Annotated in this window: 21 protein-coding genes; 2 read left to right on the plus strand and 19 right to left on the minus strand. The window is 36.7% G+C overall.

From position 1 onward, the window contains the following. Positions 1 to 154 precede the first annotated feature (154 nt). From N8M66_RS03445 to N8M66_RS03530, 18 genes are all read right to left on the minus strand, one after another. Entirely contained in the window at positions 155 to 2134 is a 1980-nt protein-coding gene (locus N8M66_RS03445) for a peptide ABC transporter substrate-binding protein (RefSeq protein ID WP_261045677.1), read from the minus strand. Positions 2135 to 2332: 198 nt separating this feature from the next. After that, positions 2333 to 3385 (minus strand): galactofuranosyltransferase, encoded by a 1053-nt coding sequence (locus N8M66_RS03450; protein ID WP_261045678.1) that lies wholly within the window; start codon positions 3383 to 3385, stop codon positions 2333 to 2335. A 24-nt stretch (positions 3386 to 3409) separates the two neighbouring features. Continuing rightward, positions 3410 to 4507: a UDP-galactopyranose mutase gene (glf, locus tag N8M66_RS03455; RefSeq protein ID WP_261045680.1), complete on the minus strand. Its 1098-nt coding sequence runs from the start codon at positions 4505 to 4507 to the stop codon at positions 3410 to 3412. A gap of 13 nt (positions 4508 to 4520) precedes the next feature. Beyond that, positions 4521 to 5519, minus strand: coding sequence for an acyltransferase (locus N8M66_RS03460; protein WP_049552126.1), 999 nt, complete (start codon positions 5517 to 5519; stop codon positions 4521 to 4523). Between the two features lies 1 nt (position 5520). Continuing rightward, positions 5521 to 6936, minus strand: a complete 1416-nt coding sequence (locus tag N8M66_RS03465) for a flippase (protein ID WP_261045682.1) — start codon at positions 6934 to 6936, stop codon at positions 5521 to 5523. Positions 6937 to 7088: 152 nt separating this feature from the next. Then, a complete protein-coding gene (locus tag N8M66_RS03470) occupies positions 7089 to 8234 on the minus strand; it encodes a polymerase (protein WP_261045686.1) in 1146 nt (381 codons plus the stop codon). Between the two features lie 23 nt (positions 8235 to 8257). Next, complete coding sequence (locus N8M66_RS03475) at positions 8258 to 9223, minus strand: glycosyltransferase family 2 protein (RefSeq protein WP_261045688.1); 966 nt, start codon at positions 9221 to 9223, stop codon at positions 8258 to 8260. Continuing rightward, positions 9223 to 10317 (minus strand): non-hydrolyzing UDP-N-acetylglucosamine 2-epimerase, encoded by a 1095-nt coding sequence (gene wecB / locus N8M66_RS03480; RefSeq protein WP_033682309.1) that lies wholly within the window; start codon positions 10315 to 10317, stop codon positions 9223 to 9225. Before wecB ends, N8M66_RS03475 begins: the two co-directional genes overlap by 1 nt. Then, positions 10314 to 11399, minus strand: a complete 1086-nt coding sequence (locus N8M66_RS03485) for a glycosyltransferase family 4 protein (RefSeq protein WP_261045690.1) — start codon at positions 11397 to 11399, stop codon at positions 10314 to 10316. The genes wecB and N8M66_RS03485 overlap by 4 nt, the downstream gene beginning before the upstream one ends. Beyond that, positions 11374 to 12096 (minus strand): WecB/TagA/CpsF family glycosyltransferase, encoded by a 723-nt coding sequence (locus N8M66_RS03490; protein WP_261045936.1) that lies wholly within the window; start codon positions 12094 to 12096, stop codon positions 11374 to 11376. Before N8M66_RS03490 ends, N8M66_RS03485 begins: the two co-directional genes overlap by 26 nt. Positions 12097 to 12115: 19 nt before the next feature. Next, positions 12116 to 12901 carry a LicD family protein gene (locus N8M66_RS03495; protein WP_314725945.1) on the minus strand — a complete coding sequence of 262 codons (786 nt, stop codon included), beginning with the start codon at positions 12899 to 12901 and terminating at the stop codon, positions 12116 to 12118. 4 nt (positions 12902 to 12905) lie between these two features. Beyond that, positions 12906 to 14273, minus strand: coding sequence for a sugar transferase (locus tag N8M66_RS03500; RefSeq protein WP_261045694.1), 1368 nt, complete (start codon positions 14271 to 14273; stop codon positions 12906 to 12908). 22 nt (positions 14274 to 14295) lie between these two features. Further along, entirely contained in the window at positions 14296 to 14979 is a 684-nt protein-coding gene (locus N8M66_RS03505) for a tyrosine-protein kinase (protein WP_020901549.1), read from the minus strand. Between the two features lie 9 nt (positions 14980 to 14988). Beyond that, positions 14989 to 15681 (minus strand): capsular polysaccharide biosynthesis protein CpsC, encoded by a 693-nt coding sequence (gene cpsC, locus N8M66_RS03510; RefSeq protein ID WP_261045696.1) that lies wholly within the window; start codon positions 15679 to 15681, stop codon positions 14989 to 14991. 8 nt (positions 15682 to 15689) lie between these two features. Continuing rightward, positions 15690 to 16421, minus strand: coding sequence for a capsular polysaccharide biosynthesis protein Cps4B (gene cps4B / locus N8M66_RS03515; RefSeq protein ID WP_020901547.1), 732 nt, complete (start codon positions 16419 to 16421; stop codon positions 15690 to 15692). Position 16422: 1 nt separating this feature from the next. Continuing rightward, positions 16423 to 17868: an LCP family protein gene (locus tag N8M66_RS03520; protein ID WP_261045698.1), complete on the minus strand. Its 1446-nt coding sequence runs from the start codon at positions 17866 to 17868 to the stop codon at positions 16423 to 16425. 241 nt (positions 17869 to 18109) lie between these two features. Further along, on the minus strand, positions 18110 to 20068 hold the full coding sequence (locus N8M66_RS03525; RefSeq protein ID WP_261045699.1) for a peptide ABC transporter substrate-binding protein: 1959 nt from the start codon (positions 20066 to 20068) through the stop codon (positions 18110 to 18112). 195 nt (positions 20069 to 20263) lie between these two features. After that, complete coding sequence (locus tag N8M66_RS03530; protein WP_261045700.1) at positions 20264 to 21871, minus strand: glycoside hydrolase family 13 protein; 1608 nt, start codon at positions 21869 to 21871, stop codon at positions 20264 to 20266. A gap of 152 nt (positions 21872 to 22023) precedes the next feature. On the opposite strand from N8M66_RS03530, the gene N8M66_RS03535 reads away from it, so the two are divergent. Both N8M66_RS03535 and N8M66_RS03540 read left to right on the plus strand, forming a co-directional pair. Continuing rightward, a complete protein-coding gene (locus N8M66_RS03535; protein ID WP_261045701.1) occupies positions 22024 to 23508 on the plus strand; it encodes a DUF1846 domain-containing protein in 1485 nt (494 codons plus the stop codon). Positions 23509 to 23602: 94 nt separating this feature from the next. Beyond that, the gene (locus N8M66_RS03540; protein ID WP_000032547.1) at positions 23603 to 24085 is read left to right on the plus strand and encodes an S-ribosylhomocysteine lyase; all 483 of its coding nucleotides are present in this window, start codon (positions 23603 to 23605) and stop codon (positions 24083 to 24085) included. 62 nt (positions 24086 to 24147) lie between these two features. Here the strand turns inward: N8M66_RS03540 and N8M66_RS03545 are convergent, their stop codons facing one another. Beyond that, the gene (locus N8M66_RS03545; RefSeq protein WP_261045702.1) at positions 24148 to 26253 is read right to left on the minus strand and encodes an ATP-dependent Clp protease ATP-binding subunit; all 2106 of its coding nucleotides are present in this window, start codon (positions 26251 to 26253) and stop codon (positions 24148 to 24150) included. Positions 26254 to 26387 lie beyond the last annotated feature (134 nt).

Below are 26387 nucleotides of genomic sequence, written 5' to 3' on the forward strand. Positions count from 1 at the left end.
AATAGAAAAGCTAGGAAAATTGCTAATTTTTTTCTTAATTCTGACAAAACCATACTCTGAGATTAAGGGGAAAATTGTCACATAATAAAAAGGATTTAGCATTCCTATCGAATGCCAAACCCTTTATCAATCAGCTTCTATAGATGATTAAAATCTATTTCACATGTTTTGCAAGTTCTTCTTGCGCTTTTTTATTGGATTCTTCTTTCTCTTTCATCCATTTATCTTGAGCTTTTTGGTATTCATCCACAGTGACTGCCTTGTCTTGAAGTTCCAAGTATTTGTAAAGGAGCGGATCGCTTGTCCCCTTGTTACCAGAGAAGGCAAACGGCATCGTAAATGGTACCATCTTAGACAAGATTGGGCGACCAGTGAGTGATGTTGTTGGAATAATCAAGGCACTATCTGTCAACCAAGCTTGGGCTACAGCATACTTATCATAACGTTTTGCTACATCTATTGTCTCGTTTCCAGCTTCAGTTACCAATTTCTCATAGTCGTTTAGACCAACCTTCTTAGCTGCAGCATTATCTGTACCAGAATCAAAGCCAAGGTAGGTTTTAGTGTTTTCACCAACTGATGGTTTGATAATATCGAGGTAAGTAGATGGATCCGCAAAGTCTGGAGTCCAACCAACATTATCTGAAATATCCCAATCTTCCCCAGCTGCTGTTTCAGCAAAGTAGGTAATATTCAAGACTTCATCTTTTTGTAGTTGTTGAATATCAATTACGACATTATCTGCACCCAAGGTTTCTTCAACCGATTGTTTGAAAGACTGTACACGTTGAACTTTTGTAGTTGCTGTCTGGTCAACTGGCATATCTAGGTGAATTGGGAATTGTACTCCCTCAGCTTGTAGAGCTGACTTAGCTTTAGCAAATTCTGCCTTGGCTTTTTCAGGATTATATAGTCCATCTTGGGCATCAGCAAGGTTCACATCCTTCCATTCATCCCCATAAGTCACCAATTTTTCTTTGACCATATCGCCAAAGTTTTTCCCATCTGCTTGGACAAATGTTGGTGGTACAAAAAGATTACGCAAAATTTTGCTTGCACCACTGGCACCGTTCACTTGTGAAGCATAGGCCGTACGATCAAAACCAAAAGCAATAGCTTGGCGGAAATCCTTGTTTAAGAGAGCCTTTTTAGTAGAGGTCTTTTGTTCGTCACTAGTCTTAGAAGTATATTTGTAAGACTGGCGGTCAATATTTGTACCAACTAGATAAGTCGTAGAGTCTTGTTGGGTATAGACAATATTGTCCTTCATCGTTTTTTCAAGTTCTGCGAAACTTGCACTTGTTGGATAGAGGCGGGCTGCTGTAAGGCTACCATCTTTAAAGTTTTCTGCAGGTTTGCTGGTATCTTGACCATCCCAGAATGACAATTTTATCTTATCAACATGAACATTATCCTTATCCCAGTAGTTAGGGTTTTTTGCAAATTCAACGGAAGATTTAGCCACAAGAGATTTTAACAAATAAGGACCATTATACAAGATACTGCTTGGATCTGTCGCTTTAGCAAAATCATCCCCTTTTGAGTTCAAAAACTCTTCATTAACTGGTGCCAAGACACCCATTGTTGTTTTAGAATTCCAAAAACTTTCAGGTTTGTTCAAAGTGTATTGGACTGTTTGATCGTCAAGGGCTTTAATTCCAACTTGAGAAAAATCTTTATTTTCCCCTTTAGCATAAGCATCCAGACCCTTGATTGAATCTTGTACCAAGTAAAGAGCTTGTGATTTCTTATCTGTTGCATATTTAAGACCTGTTACAAAGTCTTGAGCCTTGACAGGAGCATATTCTTCACCTTCAGATGTGTACCACTTAGCATCCTGACGAATCTTATAAGTGTAGGTCAAACCATCTTTAGAAACTGACCAGTCCTCTGCCATAGAGGGAACAAGATTCCCATAACGGTCATTTTCAAGCAATCCATCAATGACGTTACTAGTAATGTTTGAAGTAGCTGCCTTGCTGGTTGTCAAATAGTTGAGATTATCTGGGTCTGTCTCGTAGGTAAATGCAAAAGTCTGCTCACCTTTAGTAGCAGAACCACCAGAACAAGCCGCTAAGACACCAGCTGCTAATAAAGTGACTCCCGCAAGAGCCAATACTTTCCTTGTTTTCATAGTATTCTCCTTTGTTTTTCTATCCATTATAGACCCTTTGCAATCTATTGTCAATATATTTTTCTGAATTTTCATTTTTAGTTGTTATTTTCTGACAACTATCGAATCTTATTTCATTTTTTAATCTCTCTTTAACTATAAGAAAAGAGGGAATCCAGTAACTCCCTCATCTATCTATTTGTGTAATTTTTAGATTCATTAATTGAAAGCTTGCAATGCAGAAAGAAGATAAGAACCCTCACGAATTTTTTGACCTACGGCCTTAGCATTTTTGACCAAATCCTGATACTCTTCTTGAGACAAGTTGTCCAATACTTCTTCCAAATCAAGTAAACTCTCAACACTAATTCCACACTCTTTTTCTAAGACGAAATTAGCCAAAGCAGATTGCCCCCAAACAATAATAGGGAAACCAGAAGCCAAATAAAGGGATGCCTTGTGGGAATTATTGTATCTCAAATACTCACCAAACACTCCGCTACAAGTTTTAGAACTATCACCGTCCCAAACCAAACCAAAGCTTCCTTCTAATGCTGATGGTAGTTCATCTGGAAGAAAGGAACCAAAATAGGTTACATTTGATAGCTTTCTAGACTCATCAAAACCAACACCATAGAGGTTATATGCCGGTCTTGCAGGCAACTCATATAAGTAACCTGCTTTTTCTTGGGCTAAATTTCCAGCTACAATAATAGCCCCTTCCTTCGATAAATCTTCTTTGTCCTGATAATTCGGGATCAGATAGTCAAAAATGCCTAAACTAACTATTTTCTTATCAGAAATCCCCTTATCAACAAGCACTGATTTCATAACTGGATTATGAGCAATAAGACCATCAGCTTGTTTCAAAAGACTTGACTCTTGAAGATGAACACGAATCTTATGCTTCAAGGGTACTGTATCCAAATTAGCATAGCGCAAAACTTCTAAATCATGGATAATAAAGTGAACCTTCACTCCTTTACGTTGGATTCTTTTGACTAAATGAGTCGTAAAGAAACTATGATGAAGCATAGGAAATTGAATCAGTAGCTGATCCCCTTCCTTCAACTTAGAGATAGCTTTGGATAGGGCTTTGGCCTTATGTCGTTGGGCTCTAATAGTCCCCATTTGATACCAATCATCTACCATCAATAACAAAGGACTATAGCCCTCACGAACTACTATTTCTTCAACATCATTTCGAGCCTTATTTCCCGCATTTCGTGCACCAGAATCCTTCAGAAATTCTTCTTTTAGATAATATTTCATCTATCAATTTTATCCTTCGTTATCTTATTTAAACTCTTCCTCTACAACATTTAGGGCACGTTCAATGACCACATGCATGTCGTAGTATTTATAATCGGCCAGACGTCCGCAGAAAATGACCTTATCATTCTGCGCTGCTTCTTCTTGATACTTAGCAAACATAGCATTGTTTCTCTCATCATTGATTGGATAATAAGGTTCATCTCCTCGTTTCCAATCTGCTGGGTATTCACGAGTAATGACCGTTTTATCTTGCGTACCATACTCAAAATGTTTATGCTCAATAATACGAGTATAAGGAATTTCTCGTTCTGTATAATTAACAACGGCATTCCCTTGATAATTTTCCTCATCTAGAACTTCATGCTCAAAACGAAGACTACGGTATTCTAACTCACCATGTTTATAATCGAAATATTGGTCAATCATCCCTGTAAAAACAACTTTTTCAGCAGAAGCTTCTAATTCCTGACGATTGGCAAAAAAGTCAACTCCAAGTTCTACTTCAACATCTTTCAGCATATTTTCGATAATGACATTATAGCCACCGATTGGAATGCCTTGGTAACGGTCATTGAAGTAGTTATTATCAAAAGTCAAACGAACTGGTAGACGTTTGATGATAAACGGTGGGAGGTCTGTCGCAGAGCGTCCCCACTGTTTTTCAGTATATCCCTTAATCAATTTTTCATAAATATCTAGGCCGATCAACTTGATAGCCTGTTCTTCCAAGTTTTTCGGTTCAACGTCCTTCATATGAGCCGTTTGCTCAGCAATCTTATTTTTCACTTCTTGAGGAGTTTTTGTCCCCCACATAGCATAGAAAGTATTCATATTGAAAGGTAGATTATAAAGGCTACCCTTGTAATTTGCTACAGGCGAGTTGATGTAGTTGTTAAACTCAGCAAATTGATTAACATAATCCCAGACTTTCTTATTAGAAGTATGGAAGATATGAGCGCCATATTTATGAACATTAACACCTTCTACATTCTCACAGTAGATATTTCCACCAATGTGGTCACGTTTATCAATAACTTTTACTTTTTTTCCACGCTTGGTTGCTTCATAAGCAAAAATTGCTCCAGACAACCCAGCACCAACGATTAGATAGTCGTACATCTTGTTCTCCTTTTTATAATTTGACGATTCGATTGAGATATGGGATTCTCATTAATATTCCAATGACAATAAAACTAATACTCAAAGTAAATATAGCAAACCACAAATATGCACCTGTAAAACTGAAAGCAATTAATTTTTCCCATATCTTCATAACATAGGTGTGTATTACAAAAACACCCATTGTTTGATTAGATAGAGAAACAATCCATTTGCTCCCATTTTCATTCAAAGATAGTGTTAATACCATCAGGAAAATTCCTAAGCTTGTAAATTTCACGAATAGAATATCATAAAAATATTCAGCAAAAAGATTATGGTAAGTATTCTTTGCTAAGAAAAACAATATAATTGGTGATATCAATACTAAAAGCATGCTAACTATTTTCATCCAATTTTTAAATCTATATTTGAGATTATCTACATTGAATTGTGCTATATAACCACCTAAAATATAATAGAAAAACCATGTCCATAATCTAAAAGTTTGCATAACATGAGTTTGTAGAGGCCTCTGAAAGAAAATATTTGCCAATTCAACTATAAAACCAATAACAATCAATAAAGCTAAAATGTATAAATATCTTCTTTTTGAATTTAAAAATTTACTCAAAATAGGCAAGCATAAATAAATCAGTATCAATGCGCCGAAAAACCAAAACTGAAAGAAATACCCTTTTTGTATCAGAGAGCCTACAATTTTTTTAATTGGATTAACTGTAAAATCTCTTTTAAAGAGCCAAACGATAATGTTCCATGATGATACTGTTATTAGGATCCATTTGACTTTCTGAAGTATGTAATGAGAAGTTATTTCCCTCTTGCCTAACAATAAATAACCATTGACCATAAAAAACAAGGGAATAGAGTAGGTACCCAAATAATATAAATACGTCAAAAGATTCCATGAACCAGTATCTTTAAATCCACCCATTGTTGTATGAAGTAAAACAACTCCAACACAGGCAAGCACTTTTAGTAAATCTAGGTTGATATTTCGAACTTTTCTCATTCTAGTTTTTCCTAATAATTTGTTTTAATTCTTTCACATCTACCACTTTTAGAGATAGAATTGCAAAAAGATAAATGATTCCACCAAACATTGCAAATACTAGAACATTTGATGTTGGTGAAAAATGTATAACTGTTTTTGAACATAACAAAAGGCCATACATAATGGCAGATGCTAGTACAATTTTTGCCATTGATCCGATTATAGGAACTTCTCTTAGATAAGAGCGAGTAAAGAATAACTGTATAGCCCAAACCAGCGACTCTGTTAAGACAGATACAATTGCTGCACCTATATAGCCCAGTTTTGGAAGCAAGAGAAGATTTAATCCGACACTAACAATAGCAGGAATTGTTGTTGAAAGCATGAACTCTCTATTTTTATTATGGGGAATCAAAATTTGAATCCCCATGATATTTGTCCATCCAATAAAGAACATTCTTAGAATCATAATAGCTATTGCATAGCGTGCATCTTGAAAATCTTTTCCCAGAAAAAAGTTAACAAAATCATCGTTTATAATTAACATACCTGCCATAATGGGGAAAATAACCAAATTATAAATCAGAAATGACATCTCATGCATTTTATTAACTGCTTTATGATTTCCTGATGATAAAAGATTTGAAACTCGTGGTAACATGACACTTCCCAATGAAGTCACTAGGGTCAATAAAATATTGACAAGTTTCAATGCTTGATCATAGATTCCTACATCTTTTGTTGAAGCTAAAGCTCCTAGCATTGTACGATCCAAAGTAACATAGAGCGATATGGCAATCTGAGGTAAAAACAATAAGATAACTGGCTTCAAATGCTGCTTAGCATATTCCCAATCAAAGTGCGGTTTCCCAATAAACTCTCTTGCCGGCAACCACATACTTAATTGTCCCAACAATTCAAAAATGGTAAGCAAGAACACATATAAATATAGGTCGCTAGCTGATTTTATAAATAGAAAAATAGCAATAACGCCAACTAGTTTCACTGTAATATTTCTGACTGTAATTTTTCGAAAATCCTCTAAACCTTGGAATAGCCAAGAAATATCTAACCCTTTAGAAAGTAAACTTAATCCTAAAATATAAGCTACCGGGTTTTGCATTAACGAAAAAGTGAGACAAAGCAAAATATAGAGAGTCAGTGATAAGATGGTTGCTCCAAGTTGTAAAGTATAAATTCCCCAGAAATTTTTACGAATTGTTTTTCGATTACCAGAAATTTCCTTTGTACCATAATTGGCTACCCCCAAGGTAGCCAACAGGATAAAGTAGGTAACAATAGAATTATAATAACCATAAGTTCCTAAATCATCAGAACTAAATACTCTGGTAACATATGGAGTCGTAATAATCGGTAAAATAATTACTAATAATTGATATGAAAGATTGTATGCATAATTTTTAAGAACCTTCATAGGGGGGCATATTCCTCACTTAACTACTATTATAAACGGCGAAAATTAATCTGCCCAAAAATAATGATGTTAAATAGATTAAACTTTTTTTGACACATAAATAACTTAACTAACCTCTACTTAGAGCTAAGGATACATATAACACAAGAACTTTAAACATCCTGATAATTATACCTATACTTACTCCAAGAAATACCCATCAATAATAATAATGGATTGTACATTAATTCAAAAAATTGTGGATCAAACATTGAGTGAAGTATCAATACAATAAAAACAAGCATCTCAACTGTATTAAAGTGTCCTCTTTTATTTAGTTGATAGAAACTATACCAAATAACAACTAGTAGAATCACTCCATAATGCAACAAAATATTTACAAAAGATGAATCAACGTATAAATAATTATCAAAAACAGACGTAGCCCTTTGTTGCAATTCCCAATCAATTCTTTGACCAAACATATGTACGCCATATAAAGATAATGTCTTATGTCCTAAACTTAGTCTTCCTGTCAAAGATACGTTTAAAATTTGAAAGAATTTACTGTTTGCGTTATAAAAATAAGTCAAAATGATAGGAATAAGAATCCCTGCAGTCAACGTAATTTTACCAATAGCATTCAGGATTTTTTGACTAACTACTTTATTTTTGAATATGTACACCAATACTAATGCTAGAATTGAAAGAAGGAAAGCTGATTTCGTATCAGTATTCACGTAAAAATAATAATTCAGTATTCCAAGCATTAGAATTTCTGACAATCTGATTTTACTTTTTCTCAAATATAGATAGACTAGAGTCAGATGAAATAAAAAATTAGCTCCGAAACTAGCATATTGGTATCCTTGGCTAAAACGGAATCGCCCTCCTAATTGAACCCTCAGCGTATTTTCAATAATGCCAAACTTTAATAGACCATATATAGAAATCATTAAGAGAACAATCGAAACTGTCCAGAGAATCAAAACTTTTCTAAAATTCACATTGTTTATAGAAATAATAAATAAGATTGTTGAAATTATTGTGAGGGCATCAAAAAGCTTATGTGTTGTAATCCCGATAATTATAGCCAAGCAGAAAGCTGAAAAGAAGAATATCAGAAACTTACTCGAGTGTCTCTCTAATAGTAGTTTAAACAGGAGTATGACAATAGACACTATCATAGCAACTATTCGAAAACGATAAATTTCAGGGTATTTATAGACTAAGTTTGTTTGAGCTATAAAATTAAAAAGCAACCAAATAAAGAAAGCTGAAAAATATAATAACTCTGATAATTTTATTTTTATTTTCATATTTTTACCTAAGTTTGTTTAAATTATCCAATCTTATTTCGAATAGTGTTATACAATTTTGCAGATACGAGAAACAATATATATTTCAATTTATTTTTCCTTGTAACATTTGAATTCGGAATAACATCTTTGAAATATTGAATGTATTCTTTTCTAATTTTATTAACTTCAGCATACATATCTGAACTAAGCATAGCATGTACAATATGCAGACCATTAAAAACATAGCGAACATTCAAGGCTCTTCTCATATCCCTATCACCTGAATAGTCTCGTTCAACATAACTTCTATTCCATTCCATTGCCTTGTAAAAATCTAAGAGACGATCACTATACTTAGAATTTACAATACTTCCTGGTCTTCGATAGTATTTATAAAGATTTAGATCACTAACAGCAATATTTTCACAGGAAGCAATATGCTCATAAGCAAGAGCTAAATCTTCATACAACATCCCATTAGGATATGGAAACCTTAATAAGATTTCTTTCTTATATAGTTTACCACCTGAATGTGTCCCAACATAATTTCCATAAAACATTTGTTCTAAAGCTGTTCTACGATCTAATTTTCCAGAATATTTCTCTCTGAAATCTCCTAAAAAATCACTATTTTCATAGTTTCTAACTTCAATCACTGGAGTTGCTACAAGATCAACTCTATACTTATCTCTAAGTTCTACTAAATATTCAATGGCTCTATGGTCATAATAATCGTCTGAATCAATGAAAACAATCCAATCTGTTGAAGATTCTTTTACCCCAGTATTGCGGGCATTGGACAATCCCCCATTTTCAATATGCAGAACTTTTATTCTGTCATCTTCTCGAGCATATTGGTCACAAATTTCTCCAGAACTATCCGTCGAACCATCATCTACTAGGATTATTTCAATATTTTTATATGTTTGTTGTCTTAGACTTTCTACACAATAACTCAAACAGTTCTCAACATTGTACACTGGTACAACAATAGAAATCTGATCCATTATGATAATCCTTCCAAAATGATATCAACAATACGCTCACAAGCTTTTCCATCTCCATATGGATTACTTGCTTTACTCATCTTGCTGTACTCTGTTTCATCTTCTAGAAGCAGTTTGAAATTAGTATAAATATTTTCTTCCTCTGTTCCTACCAATTTCAAGGTTCCTGCAGCAATTCCCTCTGGACGTTCTGTTGTATCACGCATTACTAATACTGGTTTACCTAAAGAAGGTGCTTCTTCTTGTACACCACCAGAATCTGTTAAAATCATGTAGCTTTGATTCATAAAATTATGGAAATCAATGACTTCTAGAGGTTCAATGATTTTCATACGTTCATTGTCGCCAAACACCTTACTTGCTAACTCACGAACCTTAGGATTCTTGTGAATAGGATATACGACTTTAACATCTTCAAACTCATTCAGGATACGATTAACTGCATTAAACATATTTTCCATGGGTTGACCAAGATTTTCACGTCTATGGGCTGTCAACATGATGAGTTTACTGTCCTTAGCCCACTCTAAAATAGGATGGTCATAATGCTCTTGAACAGTTGTCTTCAAGGCATCAATAACAGTATTTCCAGTAACATAGATATTCTCTCTTCCCTCTTTTAGAAGATTCTCTTTAGCCACTTCTGTCGGAGCAAAATTGAAATCCGCAATAATTGAAGTAGTCTGACGATTGAATTCTTCAGGAAATGGGCTTTGAAGATTATAAGTTCTCAATCCTGCCTCTACATGTCCAACTTTAATTCCCATGTAAAATGCAGCTAAAGCTGTCGCAAAAGTGGTTGTAGTATCCCCATGAACAAGAACAATATCTGGTTTTTCCTGCTCTAAAACTGCTTGAATTTTATCTAAAATACTTGTCGTGATTGTAAATAGTGTTTGATTTGCCTTCATAATTCCTAAATCATAATCAGGAACAACTTTAAAGACATCTAAAACTTGCTCTAACATTTCTTTATGTTGACCGGTTACACACACAAGTGTTTTGATTGAATCATTTTTCTTCAGTTCATTCACTAAGGGACACATTTTTATTGCTTCTGGACGCGTCCCAAAAACTAACATTACTTTTTTCATTTTGAATCTCCCATTAGTTTTTGATAAAATTTACGATAATTCTCTAAAAATAAAGGATAACTAAACTTCTCTTCATAATCTTTTTTAGCTTGATGAGCTAACCTAGTTCTAAGAGTTGAGTCAGTCGCCAGACTCTCAATAGCAGAAGCTAAGGCCCTAGCATCTTTAGCAGGAACCAAGATCCCATTTTCTTTTGTAACAACTTCATTAATGCCAGGAATATCTGTCGCAACCATGGTTTTTCCATTCATAAATGCTTCAATAACATTTAGAGCCAAGCCCTCAAATAATGACGAAGACACTAGGAAATCAAAACTATTAATACACTCGACTATATCCTGTCTATACCCTAAAAAAGATACTTTATCTTCCAAATCGAGTTCTTTAACCTTAGTTTCTAATTCAGCTCTAAGCTCTCCATCCCCAACGATAAATAAACGAAGGTTTTCATCCGAAATCAAAGAAATAGCATCAATCAAATAGGTCAAACCTTTTTGTTCAGATAATCTTGCAATACAGCCTAGCTTGATTCCATCAAACTTCATAATCTCATCAACTTGTCTATTTGACTGTTTCAAGACCACTCCATTATAGATAACAGTGCTGTCTGTCACTCCCACATCATCTTTCAAATTTTGATTAACTGCTTGACCAACTGCAATACTATAGGCATTTTTTAGTGAAAATCTATATAAAGACAACTTATCTTTAAAGACATTATGAGCAGTGTAAACGTGGACTAGCTTGGGATTAATCAGTTTTAACAAACAAATATAAAAAGCTGCCATTCGATGATGCGTATGAACCAGAGTAATATCATTTGTCTTAATAATTTGATAAATAGTAAGAAGCAGCTTCAACACAGTAAGGGGATTTTTGCTGTCTATATCGTGAATTTTATGATGGATAATTCCTTGGGCCTCTAATTTTGGTTCCCAAAGGCCTCCTGTAGAAGCAACATGTACACTATCAAACTCATCTTTCAAATCAGAACTCAACTGGTACACGATTCTCTCCGCACCACCAATATCCATCGTTCGTGAAATATGTAAAATATTATTTTTTCTTTTTTCGTTTCTCATCTAAAACTCGCTTAATAAAGGTAACATTCCCTACAAAGTATCGTTTAAAGAGACGCTTTGGCTCATTAGCAACTCGGAACAACCACTCCAAGTTTGATTTTTGCATCCAAAGTGGGGCACGCTGAATGTGACCAGACAATACATCAAAACTACCACCTACACCCATAAAAATAGAATTCACTCCATTATCCATAAATTTTTGGATGATGTATTCTTTTTTAGGTGAAGTAATTCCAACAAATACAAAGTCGGGATTCTTTTCACGAATATCTTCCTGAATATCTTGCTCATCTTCCTCAGAAAAATAACCATTACGATGTCCAACAACTCGTAGATTTGGATACTCTTCTTTAAAATTTTGTAACATATCTTGCAAAACTTCTTCTTTAGCACCAAAAAAATACACTGAATAAGATTTTTCATCGGCTAATTTTAATAATCTTTGCATTAAATCAATTCCAGCAACTCGTTCTGGAACTTGGTAGCCCAAAAATCGAGAAGCTAGAACTACTGATGCACCATCTGCATTGATGATCTCAGACTCGTTAACTATCTTCTTAATAGCTTCATCTGATTGACATTGGTTAATCTTATCAGCGTTTACGCCCATTAAATGAAGAGGACGTTGTTCAATTACAAATTTCTCAACCGCTTGTACTGTTTCATCCATTGTTAAAGGGTCAATTCTGACCCCCATTAAATTAAAACTATTCAAATTAATCTCCCCATGTAGACTCAAAATGACCCTTACGCTCGGCTTCTTTTGGTAACTTCATGTAATCACCATATATTTTTGTTAAATATTCATCTGGGTTTGCATGGCAACTTATTTCTAAGTTCTCAAACTCTAGTAATTGTGGTTCACCGAATACTTCTTTTCTAGCAAGCTCACGTTCTCTGTAAGAGCCTAATACATTACCTACTATTGAACTAGTTTCAAAATCATATTGTTTAATTAGATTTTGTAATTTGTTGTTAATAGTGGCTGTTTTTAGAAGTTTATTTAATTTCAAAACTTTTGATATACTCACAATTGCATTTTCAAAACTTCCCCGATCTCTGTCATGTAGACGATCGATTACCGAAATTTTAGAAAGTGCACGATAGAATTTGATTTTGTTTGTATGAATAAAATAATGAAAACGATCATCTGGATAACCATCCAAAGGGAAAATATCTATGAATGGACTACATAGTTCATCTCCAAATGGAATTTGTAAGGATGTATCCATAATAGAGGTATTACCTAAATTGTCATCATGAAGTCTCAAAATAACATGTTCTGGAAGTTCTTTTTTACAAATAGATAAAAATTTTTCATAATCTTTTCGAGGCATCCCTAAATCCATATCATCATCCCAAGGAATAAATCCTTTATGACGAATGGCTCCTAGCAATGTTCCTCCCAAAGCATAATATCTTAAGTTATGTTTACTACAAATAGCAATAAAACTTTTCAATAAAGATAATTCTCCTAGTTGAATTTCCCTCACTTTATTCATAAAATCACTTCGCTCCATCTCTCATAAGTACAACTTTAATAGTTTTTAGTAAAATTTCAATGTCTTTCCAAATTGTCCAATCGTCTATATAAGCTACATCTAATTTAACAACTTCATCAAAATTCTTAATCTCACTTCTACCACTAACTTGCCAAAGTCCAGTGATACCCGGTTTAAAACTCAATCGACGTTTTTGTTCAGGTGTGTATGTCTCATATTCATCAACTGTTGGCGGTCTTGTTCCCACTAGGCTCATATCTCCTTTCAGAACATTCCAAAACTGGGGAAGTTCATCCAAGCTAGTTTTACGGATAAAGCGACCAATTTTTGTAATGCGAGGATCATTGTCCATCTTAAACATACCACCCTGCATGGTATTTTTCTCCAACAATTCTCTCTTTTTATCCTCAGCATCAATACACATTGATCTAAATTTATAAAAAGTAAAATGTCGGCCGTTTTTTCCTATGCGAGTCTGGGCAAAAATAGCAGGTCCACCATCTTTTCGAATAGCTGGAACTAGAACTATACTAACTAGACCACAAATCATTAAACCAAAAATAGAACCAATAATATCTATGACACGCTTAGCAATTACATGACTATTCTTATAAAATTTCGTCGAAAAAGTAATGACATTTAAACCAGCCATCCCACGGATTTTTTTGTCACGCCCTAGATTATGGTCAAAAGCATTTAGATTAACCGTTACATCAATTCCCATCGTTTCAAAACGAGAAATAAATTCACCAATATCATATTCTTCACTAGGAAGATTGATAAACACTTCGTCCACAACTTCGTGAGTTGCAAAATTTAAAATATCTTCGACTGGTACAACTGTAATAGTATCATGTTGGAAATTAGGTTTATCTAATACACTAACTGCCACCAGTTCTCCAAAGAAATCGCCCGCATCAAGTAATTTATCCATCACTTTCTCAACTCTAGATGTTGCTGTAATCAAGAATAGTTTTTTACTCCATTTCAAATTAGGAAATATCCGTTTCGAATAATACTTGATACAAATATTGACTAGATACATTAGAATCGAGTGTAAGGTTAAGAAATACACCATGCCTCGTCTAGAGATACTAAAGCGTTCTTCTAAAAAGAAATTAGAAAGACTAATTGCCAATGCAAAGAAAATGATATATTTTGTCAAGCGAACAAGTTCAATCAAACTCCCTCGTCTAAAAAAATCTTGACCGTAATCGCTAAAATAAAATACGATGTAGTGGAGAATATATAGGACAATCATTGTTGTTGAAAGAATATCTGTCTCTTTAACAAAACTAAGAGAATACCCCAGTAACACTACTATAAAACTCTGGATTACTGCCAGAGATATTTTTATCCCTTTCTCTTCCATAACTACTTCCTTAGTCTATCCCCTATTTTTTACCGTAAGAACCATACTCACCGTAAGAACCATATTTCTCAGCTGAAGTATTGAATTTATTTAATACAACTCCTAAAAATGGTTTATTCGTTTGTTCCAATTGACCTTTAGCCTTCTGAACATCTTTTCTGTTAGCTTCTCCTGCCGCAGTAACTAAAACAGATGCATCACATTTTTGTGTAATAATAGCTGCGTCGATTACGATACCAATAGGCGCTGTATCAACAATAATATAATCAAAATACTTGCGAAGTGTGTCAATCATAGTGCTAAAATTTTCACTTTGCAATAAAGCAGTTGGGTTGGGTGAGATAGACCCAGCTTGAACCACAAATAGATTCTCAACATTGGTATCACATAAACCATGAGATAGGTCTGTTGTTCCAGATAAAAATTCTGTCAATCCAGTAATTTTTTCACGTGACTTGAAGACACCTGACATGACAGAATTACGAATATCAGCATCTACTAACAGGGTCTTGTAACCTGCACGCGCGAATGCCCAAGCAATATTTGTAGAAGTCGTTGACTTTCCTTCACCCGGTTTTACAGAAGTGATAGAAATTACTTGTAAATTATTTCCACTCAATTGTATATTCGTACGCAAGGCATTATAGTATTCTTCCGCTTTTTTGGCCAGATCTAATTTTTTCTGTGCTATTTCTAATGTCGGCATATCTCTCTCCTATTTCAATTTATCCAGATTTGGAACAACTCCCAACAATGCAATTTGCATAACATCTTCAATATCCTCTGGACGTTTCACTCGTGTATCAACCAGTTCAACGATAAGAACAGCGATAACCATAAATGCTGTTCCTCCAAGTAGCCCGATAATTGTATTTCTACGAATATTTGGAGAAGATGGTGCTGTAGCCGGACGAGCTTCTTCAAGTGTTGTAACATCAGAAACGCGTGTGATACTGATAATCTTTTCAGCTGCTACTTCTCTCAATGAGTTAGCAATACGACTAGCTTCCTCAGGTACTTTATCATTAACGGAAATAGATACGATACGAGTATCGACTGGTACAGTTACCTTGACTTTACTAGCCAAAGCTTTTGGTGATAGATCTAATTTCAAATTAGATGTAACTTTCTCCAAAACATCTTGAGACAAAATAATTTCACGATAGTCTTTAACTAAGTATGATCCAGCTTGCAAGTCTTGGTTTGTCAAACCAGGCTTATCTCCCTGATTACGGTTGACTACATAAATCCGTGTAGTACTAGTGAACTCCGGTTTAACGACAAACGCACTATAGGCAAAAGCTAAGGCTCCAGCTACAATTGCTACCAATGCAATTAGAATTTTTCTTTTCCAAAGAATTTTAAACAGGTGAAATACATCGATTTCCATAGTATTTTGTTCTTTCATATTTTCTCCTAAATTATTTGATCCATTATAATTTTCCTAGGGTTCTCTACAAATAGCTCTTCTGCCTTGTCTCTACCATACTTTTTAGAAATAATCTGACGAGCATCCTCCATGTAGGGAGGTCTACTATCTAAGTTATGCATGTCACTTGCAATGACATGAACCAGGTCTCTCTCCAAAAAATATTGGGCTCTCTTTTTCATAAATTTATAGGTTTCACCAAAGAGCTTAGGTTTTAGAACATGAGAACTATTTACTTGCGTATAGCATCCCATATCAATCAGTTCCCTAACACGTTTTTCATTGTTTTCCAACGCATCATAACGTTCAATATGAGCAATCACTGGGGTAATCCCTAACATCAAAATATTGCTTAACCCTTTATGAATATCGCGATAGGGTGTATTCATACTAAATTCAATCAAAGCATAACGACTGTTATTGAGAGTAGGAATGCGCTTGTTTTCTAATTTTTCTAGAACATCCGGAGTATAGTATATCTCTGCTCCGTAAGCAATGACCAAATCATCTGCCACTTCTTTAGCAATCTCACGAACCTTTAAAAAATTCGTCGCTATTTTTTCTTCTGGAGTCTCAAACATCCCTTTTCGACGATGGGAAGTCGAAACAATCATCCGAACTCCTTGATTATATGCTTCTATTAAAAGAGCTTTACTATCTTCTATAGACTTTGGCCCGTCATCTACATCAAAGACAATGTGAGAGTGGATATCAATCATATCATCTTCCCTCCATCACATCTTGTATCGCACTTTTAGCAGTTGCTAAACTACTATCATCGATTTCCATCATATAGAGGTTACTATCTGGCATAGCATAAGAAGGAAGTCCCATTCGACCTGTACCTTTGAGGTCTTGAGAGTTGACTTTATAACTACCACCACTCTCCAATTGAGTATTAATCAAATCTATCATCGTTTCGATAGGCATATTTGTTTGAAGGGAATCTTGCAAACCTTGAATAATATCACTATAATTTTTTAAGGCTTCAGTAGAAGTTAATTTCTGAATAATTGCGACAATAACCTTTTGTTGATTACGACCACGGTCACGATCTCCATCAGCCAACGAATAGCGTTCACGAACAAACCCAAGAGCTTGTTCAGAATCTAAATGGACATTTCCTACTGGGAAGTGGAACTTCCCGTGACGAGATGTAAACTCCTGATCATTGTATACATCTACACCACCTAAAAGGTCAATCAATTTCAAGAACGAAGTGAAGTTCAAGCGAACATAGTAATTAATATCAACTCCATAAAGATTTTCCAAAGTATGAATAGAGGAGTCAACTCCATAAATACCTGCATGAGTCAACTTATCTTTTTGATTATTCCCGCCGTCAGCAATCGGAACATAAGAATCTCGAGGGGTTGTTGTCAATAGAATTTTTTTTGAATCTTGATTAACAGTCATCAAAATGTTGACATCTGAACGAGAAACTGAACTAATTGGTCCGTAAGTGTCAATACCACTCACATAGACATTGAAGGATTTGTTCTTAGAAACTTTAGGAGCAGCTACTTCTTTGGTGATATTTTTAGTGTAGATTTTCCTAATTTTTGATGCGTAATCAGGGTATTCAGATTCTATAATATTTTCAAAGACGCTATTTAAGACAATCGCTTTTGCTTCACCTGATACCAAGCTCTTATAAGCTGCAAGGTATGAGGTGCTTTGTTCAACCGTCAATTCTTTGCTCTGACTAGTTTTGATATCAGCTATCAATTTTTGAATATTATCATTATCAGTATCCGTAGGTCCTGTAACACTATCTAATTGCGTGACATTATGAACGTCACTATCTTTCAGAACAACAACACTCATTGAGTATTCTGAGTAATTTGACGTAGAATTGATATGACTAGTAAAGCCGACAAATTGTTGCAGTGCAAAAAAAGAAACTGAACTCATTAAAATAGCTAGTGTTAAAAAGAAAATTGTAAACTTTTCTGCTTTTCTATAAATGATCAAAAGCAGACTCGCTAAAGCGACCAAAATCACTACAGTTGCCGTTATGACATTCAGGTATCTAAACGCCAATATATTATGTCTAAAAATCAAGAACAGCAAAAAACCACCCAATAATACATAAATGGTTAATAAAGCTATATTAATGCTCCGCTTAACTTTACCCGAACGGGCTCTTTTTGAACGTTTATTCATAGTTTTCCCCTATATGTTGATTATCAGAATTATTATATCACAATCATGAAATAATTTCCATTTATTCCTTTTTTTATCAGCGTTTTCAATACATCTTCTAAATGCACTCCGAAGGAATAATTGTTTTTTTATAACCTGTATAGTATCTATCGCTTCCTATTTTGACATTCTCGTTTCATAGACAGAGGAATACGAATCAAAAATATAACAAACAAGGTCCCTTACGGAACCTCGCTCATCTTTATTTAACATGATTTTCTGCTTCTTTTTGAGCTTTTTCGATTGCTTTTTTGCTTTCTTGCTCCCATTTAGTCTTAGCTTCTTCAAACTGTTTGGTTGTCACAGTATCTTTTTGCAGTTTCATGTACTTGTAGTTATTGCCGTCACCCTTGATGCCGACTAGTGAATAACCTCTTGTAAATGGCGTTACTTTGGTTACAGATGCTGTTCCACCGCTTGACATAGCTGACATAATCAGAGAATTATCAATCATCCAAGCCTGTGCTTCAGCATATTTTTCATAGCGTTTGGCTACATCTTTATTTTCGCTATCTGCATCTTTGAGCATCTTGGTGTAAGTATCAAGACCCAGACTAGCAATTTTCGTTTTATCTTCCTGAGCATCTAGACCAAAGATCTTGAGGTAGAATCCATCCTCTGCATTGAAAGGATTGAGATAAGTTGACGGATCTTGGTAATCACCTACCCAGCCATCAAAGTTCAAATCATAGTCTCGATCAGCTGGTGTCGGTGCTAAGAAGGCTACGTTATTAAAATCATCTGTTGACAGTTGCTGAACATCAATGACAATGTTATCAGCACCTAAAACCGACTCAAGGGTCTGCTTAACTGAGTTCATGCCTGTCACAGCATTTTTACTTGTCTGATCAACTGCAACATCCAAGTGAATTGGGAAAGTCACACCTTGACTTGCCATTTCTTTTTTAGCTTCCGCAAATTTTGCTTGGGCTTTTTCTTTGTTGAAATAGGCATCCTGAGCATCTGCCAGGTTCATACCTGACCATTCTGTGCCATAGTTAACCAATTTAGAAGCGACTACTTCTCCAAAGGTCTTGTCTCCAACTTGGACAAATGTTGGAGGCACTAGGGTGTTACGAAGAGTCTTGCTAGCCGCTTCTTCCCCATTTGACTGAGCAGAATAGGCTGTGCGGTCCAAGGCAAAGTTCACCGCTTGGCGGAAGTTTTTGTTCAAGACAGCTGTCTCAGTTGACTTCTTCTGCTCATCTGTCGTTTTAGCAGTGTGATTGTAAGCCTTACGGTTGACGTTGAAATTAAAATACCAAGAAGTCTTGTCTTGCAAGCTATAGACGATATTATCCTTATATTTCTCCTTTGTCTTGGCGAAGTTAGAACTATTTGGATAAACCCCAGCGATAGAATAAGCTCCACTTTCAAAGTTACGGATGGTCAATTCTTGGTCTGAACCATCAAAATAAGCCAATTTTACGTGTTCAATCGATACTTTGTCATGATCATAGTAATGCGGATTCTTCACATACTCGATAGATGATTTTGATGTGAAATCTTTTAACAAATAAGGTCCGCTGTAGAGAATGCTATCTGGAGATAGGGTACCAAAATCTTTCCCTTTCGAGTTTAGAAACTCTTCATTTACCGGGAAAAGAATACTGTTAGTTGTTTTTGAGTTCCAGTAAGGTTCTGGGCGTACCAAAGTATACTCAACAGTCTGGTCGTCAATGGCTTTCACTCCAACCTTAGAGAAATCAGAATCCGCTCCTGTAATATAATCATTCAAGCCCTTGATCGAGTTTTGAATCAAGTCAATGGCCTGTGATTTATTGTCCACTGCGTACTTGATACCTGTCACAAAATCTTGTGCCTTGACTGGGGCGTACTCTTCACCGTCAGCCGTGAACCATTTGGCATCTTTTCTTAATTTATAGGTATAAGTCAGACCGTCGCTTGAAACAGACCAGTCTTCTGCCAAAGATGGAACTAGATTTCCGTGGTTGTCATTTTCAAGCAAGCCATCAACTAGATTGGTTATAATCGATGTATTATCAGCGTAGTAGTCTAATAAATAGTTAAATGTAGTTGGATTTCCACTAAAGGTTGATGAGTAAGTTTTTGTATCTGAACCTGATTGTCCGCAAGCAGCTAAAAGCAAAGCAGCCGCAAAGGCCAGGCCCGCGCTAAGAACACGCTTTTTTGTATTCATCTTCTTTCTCCTTTATGTTAGTTTTTATAACATAAGTTTATTTTACCAAAATAGTGGGAATTTGTAAAGTTAATTGAATTTTGAGAATGAAAGTTTATAAACTTTAGTCATAAAAAAACAAAGGATTTCTGTCTTTCATACAGCCCTCCCTTGTTTTTATACGATTTCATTTTTAGATGTTTCTGCAAAAAATGTTTATAGTAATTCCACACAGAAAGCATCCCATGGAGCCAAGATTTGTTTTTCAAAAACTTCTTGAGCCACGATGTTTTCAATCAAGACAGATTTAACTTTTCCTTCTACGGCCAAGCCTTGCTCTTCATTGGACAAATTGGCCACAACTAGGAAACGACGGTCGCCATCTTTACGAATATAGGCAAAGACCTTGTCAGCTGTATCAAGTAATTCAAAGTCAGCTCGAATCAGCCAGCTATTCTCTTTGCGGATTTGAACCAACTTCTGATAGGTATAGAAAATAGAATCTGGATTTGCCAGCGCTTCTTGAACGTTGATTGCTTGATAGTTTGGATTGACTGCTAACCAAGGTTGACCTGTCGAGAAACCAGCATTTTGGCTCTCGTCCCATTGCATAGGAGTACGGGCATTGTCACGTCCAATAACACGGATACTGTCCATAATTTCTTCCATCGGAACGCCTTTTTCAAGAGCTTCACGCGCATAGTTGAGGGATTCAATATCTTCCACTTGCTCCAGTGTTTCAAATGGATAGTTGGTCATCCCAATTTCCTCACCTTGGTAGATATAAGGTGTCCCTCTCATCAAATGAAGCAAAATCGCAAAGGCTTTGGCAGATTTTTCACGATATTCTTGGTCATTTCCCCAGATTGAGACGATACGAGGGAGGTCATGATTGTTCCAAAAGAGTGAATTCCAGCCGTCCTCAACACCTAACTCTGTCTGCCATTTGTTGAAAATCTCTTTTAACTTAGGGATATTCAGCTCTTTTTGATAGTGCCATTTAGGTTGACCTTCCTGATACTGAAGACAGATGTGTTCAAATTGGAAGACCATAGACAATTCTTGCCCCTTTGGATCAGAGTAGAGCTTGGCAATTCCTGGAGTTGCTCCCCAAGTCTCCCCTACTGTCAAGAGATTCTTATCGCCAAAGGTGGCCTGATTCATCTCCTTGAGATAAGGGTGGAGCATAGGTCCATTATTGACTACCTTCTCATCAGGAATTTTGCCAATCATGTCAATAACATCCATACGGAAACCGCCAATGCCTTTATCAATCCAGAAGTTCATCATCTCATAAATTTTCTGACGAAGCTTTTCATTCTCCCAGTTGAGATCAGGCTGTTTCTTGCTGAAAAAGTGAAGATAGTATTGACCTGACTTTTCATCGTATTCCCAAGCAGACCCACTAAAGATAGAATCTAAATCGTTAGGTTCATCCCGCCAGATATAGTAATCTCGTTCAGGGCTATCAGGATTTTCACAGGCCTCGACAAACCAAGCATGTTCATCTGAGGTATGATTAACCACCAAGTCCATGATGATACGAATATCACGCTTCTTAGCTTCCGCGATCAGTTGGTCCATATCCTCCATGGTTCCAAAAATAGCTGCAATTGCTTGATAATCAGCAATATCGTAGCCATTATCGTCCATAGGGCTGTCATAAACAGGAGAAAGCCAAATCGCTGTAATTCCTAACTTAGCTAGATAGTCTAACTTACTGGTAATACCTGGCAAATCACCAATTCCATCTCCGTTGCTGTCCATAAAACTCTTTGGATAGACTTGATAGACTACGGCATTGTGCCACCATTTTTCTTGCATCTTCTTACCTCATTATTTTCATAATCTATAGTCTATGATAGCGCTTTTGGGAATTTTGTGCAAGCGTTTGCCTAATCTTTTTGATTCCTTTTTTAACTCCGTAGTTTCCTAACTTCCAATTTTTTATTATAATAGAGGGCAGAGGTAAAAAAATGAAAAAACAAGCTTTTAGTTCTGAACAATATTTGAATCTACAGCGCGACCACATCTTGGAGCGCATTAATCAATTCGACGGCAAGCTCTACTTGGAGTTTGGTGGAAAAATGTTAGAAGATTTCCACGCTGCTCGAGTCCTTCCTGGTTATGAGCCTGACAACAAAATCAAGCTCTTACAAGAATTGAAAGAGCAGGTTGAGGTAGTGATTGCTATTAATGCTAGCAATATCGAGCATTCCAAAGCACGTGGTGACTTGGGCATTTCTTATGACCAAGAAGTTCTTCGCTTGATTGATAAATTCAATGAATTGGGAATTTTTGTTGGCTCCGTTGTCATTACACAATACGCTGGGCAACCAGCTGCAGATGCCTTCCGCAACCAACTTGAGAAAAACGGCATTGATTCTTATCTTCATTATCCAATCAAAGGATATCCGACGGATATGGATCACATCATTTCTCCAGAAGGTATGGGGAAAAACGACTACATCAAAACCAGTCGCAACTTGATCGTCGTAACAGCTCCTGGACCTGGTTCTGGAAAATTGGCAACTTGTATGTCAAATATGTACCACGACCAAATCAATGGTATCAAGTCTGGTTACGCTAAATTTGAAACCTTCCCAGTTTGGAATCTTCCCCTTCATCATCCAGTCAACTTGGCCTACGAGGCTGCAACCGCAGACCTTGATGATGTCAACATGATTGACCCCTTCCATCTCCAAACCTACGGAGAAACCACTGTCAACTACAACCGTGATATCGAGATTTTCCCAGTGCTCAAGCGCATGTTAGAACGTATTCTAGGAGAGTCTCCATACGCTTCTCCGACAGACATGGGTGTCAACATGGTTGGTTTCGCTATTACAGATAATGAGTCTGCCATCGAAGCTTCCAAACAAGAAATCATCCGCCGTTACTATCAAACTGTTCTTGATTTTAAAGCCGAAAAAGTTGGTGAAGCTGCTGTCAAGAAAATTGAGTTGCTCATGAACGACCTCGGTATCACACCTGCAGACCGCAAGGTTGCTGTCGTCGCTCATCAAAAGGCAGAAGAAACTGGCGGACCAGCCCTAGCACTTGAATTGACAACTGGGGAAATTGTCACTGGTAAGAACTCAGAACTCTTTGGCCCTACAGCCGCTGCCTTGATCAACGCCATCAAGAAATCAGCTGATATCGCTAAAGAAGTAAAACTAATCGAACCTGAACTTGTCAAACCAATCCAAGGTCTTAAAATCGATCATCTAGGTAGCCGCAACCCACGCCTGCATTCAAATGAAATCTTGATTGCACTGGCTATCACAGCTACAGAAAATCCTGATGCTGCCCGCGCTATGGAAGAGCTTGGCAACCTCAAAGGAAGCGAAGCACACTCAACCATCATCTTGACAGATGAAGACAAGAATGTCCTTCGTAAATTGGGTATCAATGTAACCTTTGACCCTTACTACCAATACGACCGTTTGTATCGTAAGTAAAGATTGCAACCTCTCCACTCTCGGAGAGGTTTTCTCTCTGTCTCAGGAGCCAGCTTTATGTTATAATGAAAGAAGAAAACTGAAAGGATTTACCATGTCAAAAGAAGTTATTGTTGAAAGTTTTGAACTTGATCACACTATTGTTAAAGCACCTTATGTTCGCTTGATTGGGGAAGAAACAGGACCAAAAGGAGACATCATCTCCAATTATGATATTCGCTTGGTGCAACCAAATGAGGACTCTATCCCTACCGCTGGCCTTCACACCATTGAACACCTCTTAGCCAAACTCATCCGTACCCGAATTGACGGTATGATTGACTGTTCGCCATTTGGCTGCCGTACAGGTTTCCACATGATTATGTGGGGACGCCATACTAGCGCCGAGATTGCAGCTGTTATCAAGGATTCGCTCAAAGAAATCGCTGAGACTACTACTTGGGAAGATGTTCCTGGAACAACTATCGAATCTTGCGGAAACTACAAGGATCACAGCCTCTTCTCTGCTAAAGAATGGGCGAAACTCATTCTTGAACAAGGAATCTCAGATGATGCCTTTGAGCGTCATGTGATTTAAACACAAAAAAGGAACCAGTTTTTTTCAGCTGGTTCCTTCTTTTTTATTCTCAGAATCTTGAGTTAGGCTTTTTCACGAATAACTAAACCACCATCTTCCATGTCTGCTTCCAAATGTTTGGCATCTAGATGATCCAAGTGGAAGTCTGTTACCTTATCACGAATTTGTTGTTCAACCACGCGACGGAGTGGACGAACACCCATGACTTCATCGTAACCTTCTTCTGTGATATAGTCTTTAGCCGCTTGACTGACTACCAAGTCAATGTCTTTCTTAGCCAAGGTTTGGTTGACTTCAGCCAACATCAAGTCCACAATCTTAGAAAGGTCTTCCTTCGTCAAGTGTGAGAACTCAATGACTGCGTTAAAGCGGTTGAGGAATTCTGGACGGAAGAATGGTTTCAAACGGTCCATCAATTCTGGTTTATCCGCATCTTCTGTCAAGTTAGCTTCGTAACCAAAGCCTGCATTTGAAGTTGCGATAATAACAGTGTTCTTAAAGTTCACCGTATTTCCTTGACCGTCTGTCAAACGACCATCATCCAAGACTTGAAGGAGAAGGGTGATGACTTGAGGATCAGCTTTTTCGATTTCATCCAAGAGAATGATAGAGTAAGGATTGCGACGAACACGTTCTGTCAAGGTATTGCTATTGTCATCATATCCTACATATCCGGCTGTTGTACCAATTAGCTTAGATACAGCTGTGCGGTCACTATATTCAGACATATCCAAACGAATAATCGCTTCCTTGGTTCCAAACATATCCAGTGCCAATTGCTTAGCTAACTCAGTCTTACCAACCCCAGTAGGCCCTACAAAGAGGAAGCTACCGATTGGACGATTGCCTTCATCGAAACCAGCACGGTTACGACGGATGGCACGAGCTACAGCTTCAACTGCCTTATCTTGGCCGATCACCTTGTGTTCCAAGCGATGAGCCATATCTTTCAAACGTTCGATATCTGATGCTCCCATTTGTGAAACTGGAATACCCGTCATTCGTTCTACAGATTCAGCCACATCGTTGACACTTGCAGTCACTTTCATATCTTCTGTGTGGTTTTCGATTTTCTTTTCCAATTTAGCAATGCGTGTTTTATAGTTTAGAGCTGCTTCAAAATCTTCTGCCTCAACCGCTTTTTCTTGCTTGTCTTTTTCCGCTTCAATTTCACGTTCAACAGCATGCACATCTGTCACTGGATGCTGAGCTGCCAAGTGAGCTGCCGTTACATCAACAAGGTCAATAGCCTTATCTGGCAAGCTACGTTGAGGAATGTATTGGACAGAATAATCCACTGCTGCTTTCAAGACCTCGTCTGGCAAGATGACATTGTGGTGTTGTTGATAGAGGTCACGAATTCCTTGAAGAATTTTAAAGGTATCCTCTGCTGAAGGAGCATTGACCTTGACTTCGTTGAAACGACGAGCAAGAGCTGCATTCTTCAAGATGGTGTTACGGTATTCATCCTGAGTCGTTGCCCCAATCACTGTCAATTCACCACGAGAGAGGGCTGGCTTGAGAATATCCGCGAGACCTTTAGAACCACTGTCTCCACCAGTGCTACCAGCACCGAGAATTTGATGAATTTCATCAAAGAAGAGAATGATATTTCCCGCTTCTTTTACTTCATTGACTAAGTTTTGAACGTTTTCTTCAAAGCTACCACGGTATTGAGTACCAGCCTCAAGACCTGAGATATCAATAGAAATAATTTCCTTGTTCTTGATAGCAGCAGGAACATCTCCGTTCACAATGGCCTGCGCTAGACCTTCGACAACTGCTGTCTTACCAACACCTGCATCTCCGACTAAAACAGGATTGTTCTTGGTACGACGTGAGAGGATTTCAGATGTTTCTTGAATTTCCTTGTTTCGTCCGATAACAGGATCCAACTTGCCCTCACGAGCTTCTGCGGTCAAGTTTCGGCCTAGTTTAGAAAGGACACCGTCTTGTTTCATACCTGAAGCCTGTTGTGGCATTTGTCCATCAGATTCTGCATTTCCTGGCAATTGACCAGTTGCACGATAGTGAGCAAATTCCTCAGGTGTGACTTCGCGTCCATTAATTAAGTAACGGCGATTTTCAGAACTGTATCCTCGCATACCACCCATCAATTGGTTAAATAAATCATCCATGTTGTTAAAATTATTAAAGTTGTTGTTCATATTCTTTACCTCTTTTTGTTTACTTAGTTACGATTACTGATATTGACTATCTTTGACCTTTGTTTTAAAAAATTTAGACTAGCTAGATGGCTACTCTACGTACTATTTCTGGTTTTTCTTTTTCAAGCAGGAGT

The organism is Streptococcus mitis, from assembly GCF_946188585.1.
Lineage (GTDB): Bacteria > Bacillota > Bacilli > Lactobacillales > Streptococcaceae > Streptococcus > Streptococcus mitis_DG.

Excerpts from the sequence above, each read along its gene's own strand:
- N8M66_RS03490 (WP_261045936.1), bottom strand. The coding sequence starts at position 12,096 with ATGGGGGTCAGAATTGACCCTTTAACAATGGATGAAACAGTACAAGCG.
- N8M66_RS03525 (WP_261045699.1), bottom strand. The coding sequence starts at position 20,068 with ATGAATACAAAAAAGCGTGTTCTTAGCGCGGGCCTGGCCTTTGCGGCT.
- N8M66_RS03445 (WP_261045677.1), bottom strand. The coding sequence starts at position 2,134 with ATGAAAACAAGGAAAGTATTGGCTCTTGCGGGAGTCACTTTATTAGCA.
- N8M66_RS03500 (WP_261045694.1), bottom strand. The coding sequence starts at position 14,273 with ATGGAAGAGAAAGGGATAAAAATATCTCTGGCAGTAATCCAGAGTTTT.
- glf (WP_261045680.1), bottom strand. The coding sequence starts at position 4,507 with ATGTACGACTATCTAATCGTTGGTGCTGGGTTGTCTGGAGCAATTTTT.
- N8M66_RS03505 (WP_020901549.1), bottom strand. The coding sequence starts at position 14,979 with ATGCCGACATTAGAAATAGCACAGAAAAAATTAGATCTGGCCAAAAAA.
- N8M66_RS03540 (WP_000032547.1), top strand. The coding sequence starts at position 23,603 with ATGTCAAAAGAAGTTATTGTTGAAAGTTTTGAACTTGATCACACTATT.
- N8M66_RS03545 (WP_261045702.1), bottom strand. The coding sequence starts at position 26,253 with ATGAACAACAACTTTAATAATTTTAACAACATGGATGATTTATTTAAC.
- N8M66_RS03460 (WP_049552126.1), bottom strand. The coding sequence starts at position 5,519 with ATGAGAAAAGTTCGAAATATCAACCTAGATTTACTAAAAGTGCTTGCC.
- N8M66_RS03520 (WP_261045698.1), bottom strand. The coding sequence starts at position 17,868 with ATGAATAAACGTTCAAAAAGAGCCCGTTCGGGTAAAGTTAAGCGGAGC.
- N8M66_RS03450 (WP_261045678.1), bottom strand. The coding sequence starts at position 3,385 with ATGAAATATTATCTAAAAGAAGAATTTCTGAAGGATTCTGGTGCACGA.
- N8M66_RS03475 (WP_261045688.1), bottom strand. The coding sequence starts at position 9,223 with ATGGATCAGATTTCTATTGTTGTACCAGTGTACAATGTTGAGAACTGT.
- N8M66_RS03495 (WP_314725945.1), bottom strand. The coding sequence starts at position 12,901 with ATGAATAAAGTGAGGGAAATTCAACTAGGAGAATTATCTTTATTGAAA.
- N8M66_RS03485 (WP_261045690.1), bottom strand. The coding sequence starts at position 11,399 with ATGAGAAACGAAAAAAGAAAAAATAATATTTTACATATTTCACGAACG.
- N8M66_RS03465 (WP_261045682.1), bottom strand. The coding sequence starts at position 6,936 with ATGAAGGTTCTTAAAAATTATGCATACAATCTTTCATATCAATTATTA.
- wecB (WP_033682309.1), bottom strand. The coding sequence starts at position 10,317 with ATGAAAAAAGTAATGTTAGTTTTTGGGACGCGTCCAGAAGCAATAAAA.
- N8M66_RS03535 (WP_261045701.1), top strand. The coding sequence starts at position 22,024 with ATGAAAAAACAAGCTTTTAGTTCTGAACAATATTTGAATCTACAGCGC.
- N8M66_RS03530 (WP_261045700.1), bottom strand. The coding sequence starts at position 21,871 with ATGCAAGAAAAATGGTGGCACAATGCCGTAGTCTATCAAGTCTATCCA.
- cps4B (WP_020901547.1), bottom strand. The coding sequence starts at position 16,421 with ATGATTGATATCCACTCTCACATTGTCTTTGATGTAGATGACGGGCCA.
- cpsC (WP_261045696.1), bottom strand. The coding sequence starts at position 15,681 with ATGAAAGAACAAAATACTATGGAAATCGATGTATTTCACCTGTTTAAA.
- N8M66_RS03470 (WP_261045686.1), bottom strand. The coding sequence starts at position 8,234 with ATGAAAATAAAAATAAAATTATCAGAGTTATTATATTTTTCAGCTTTC.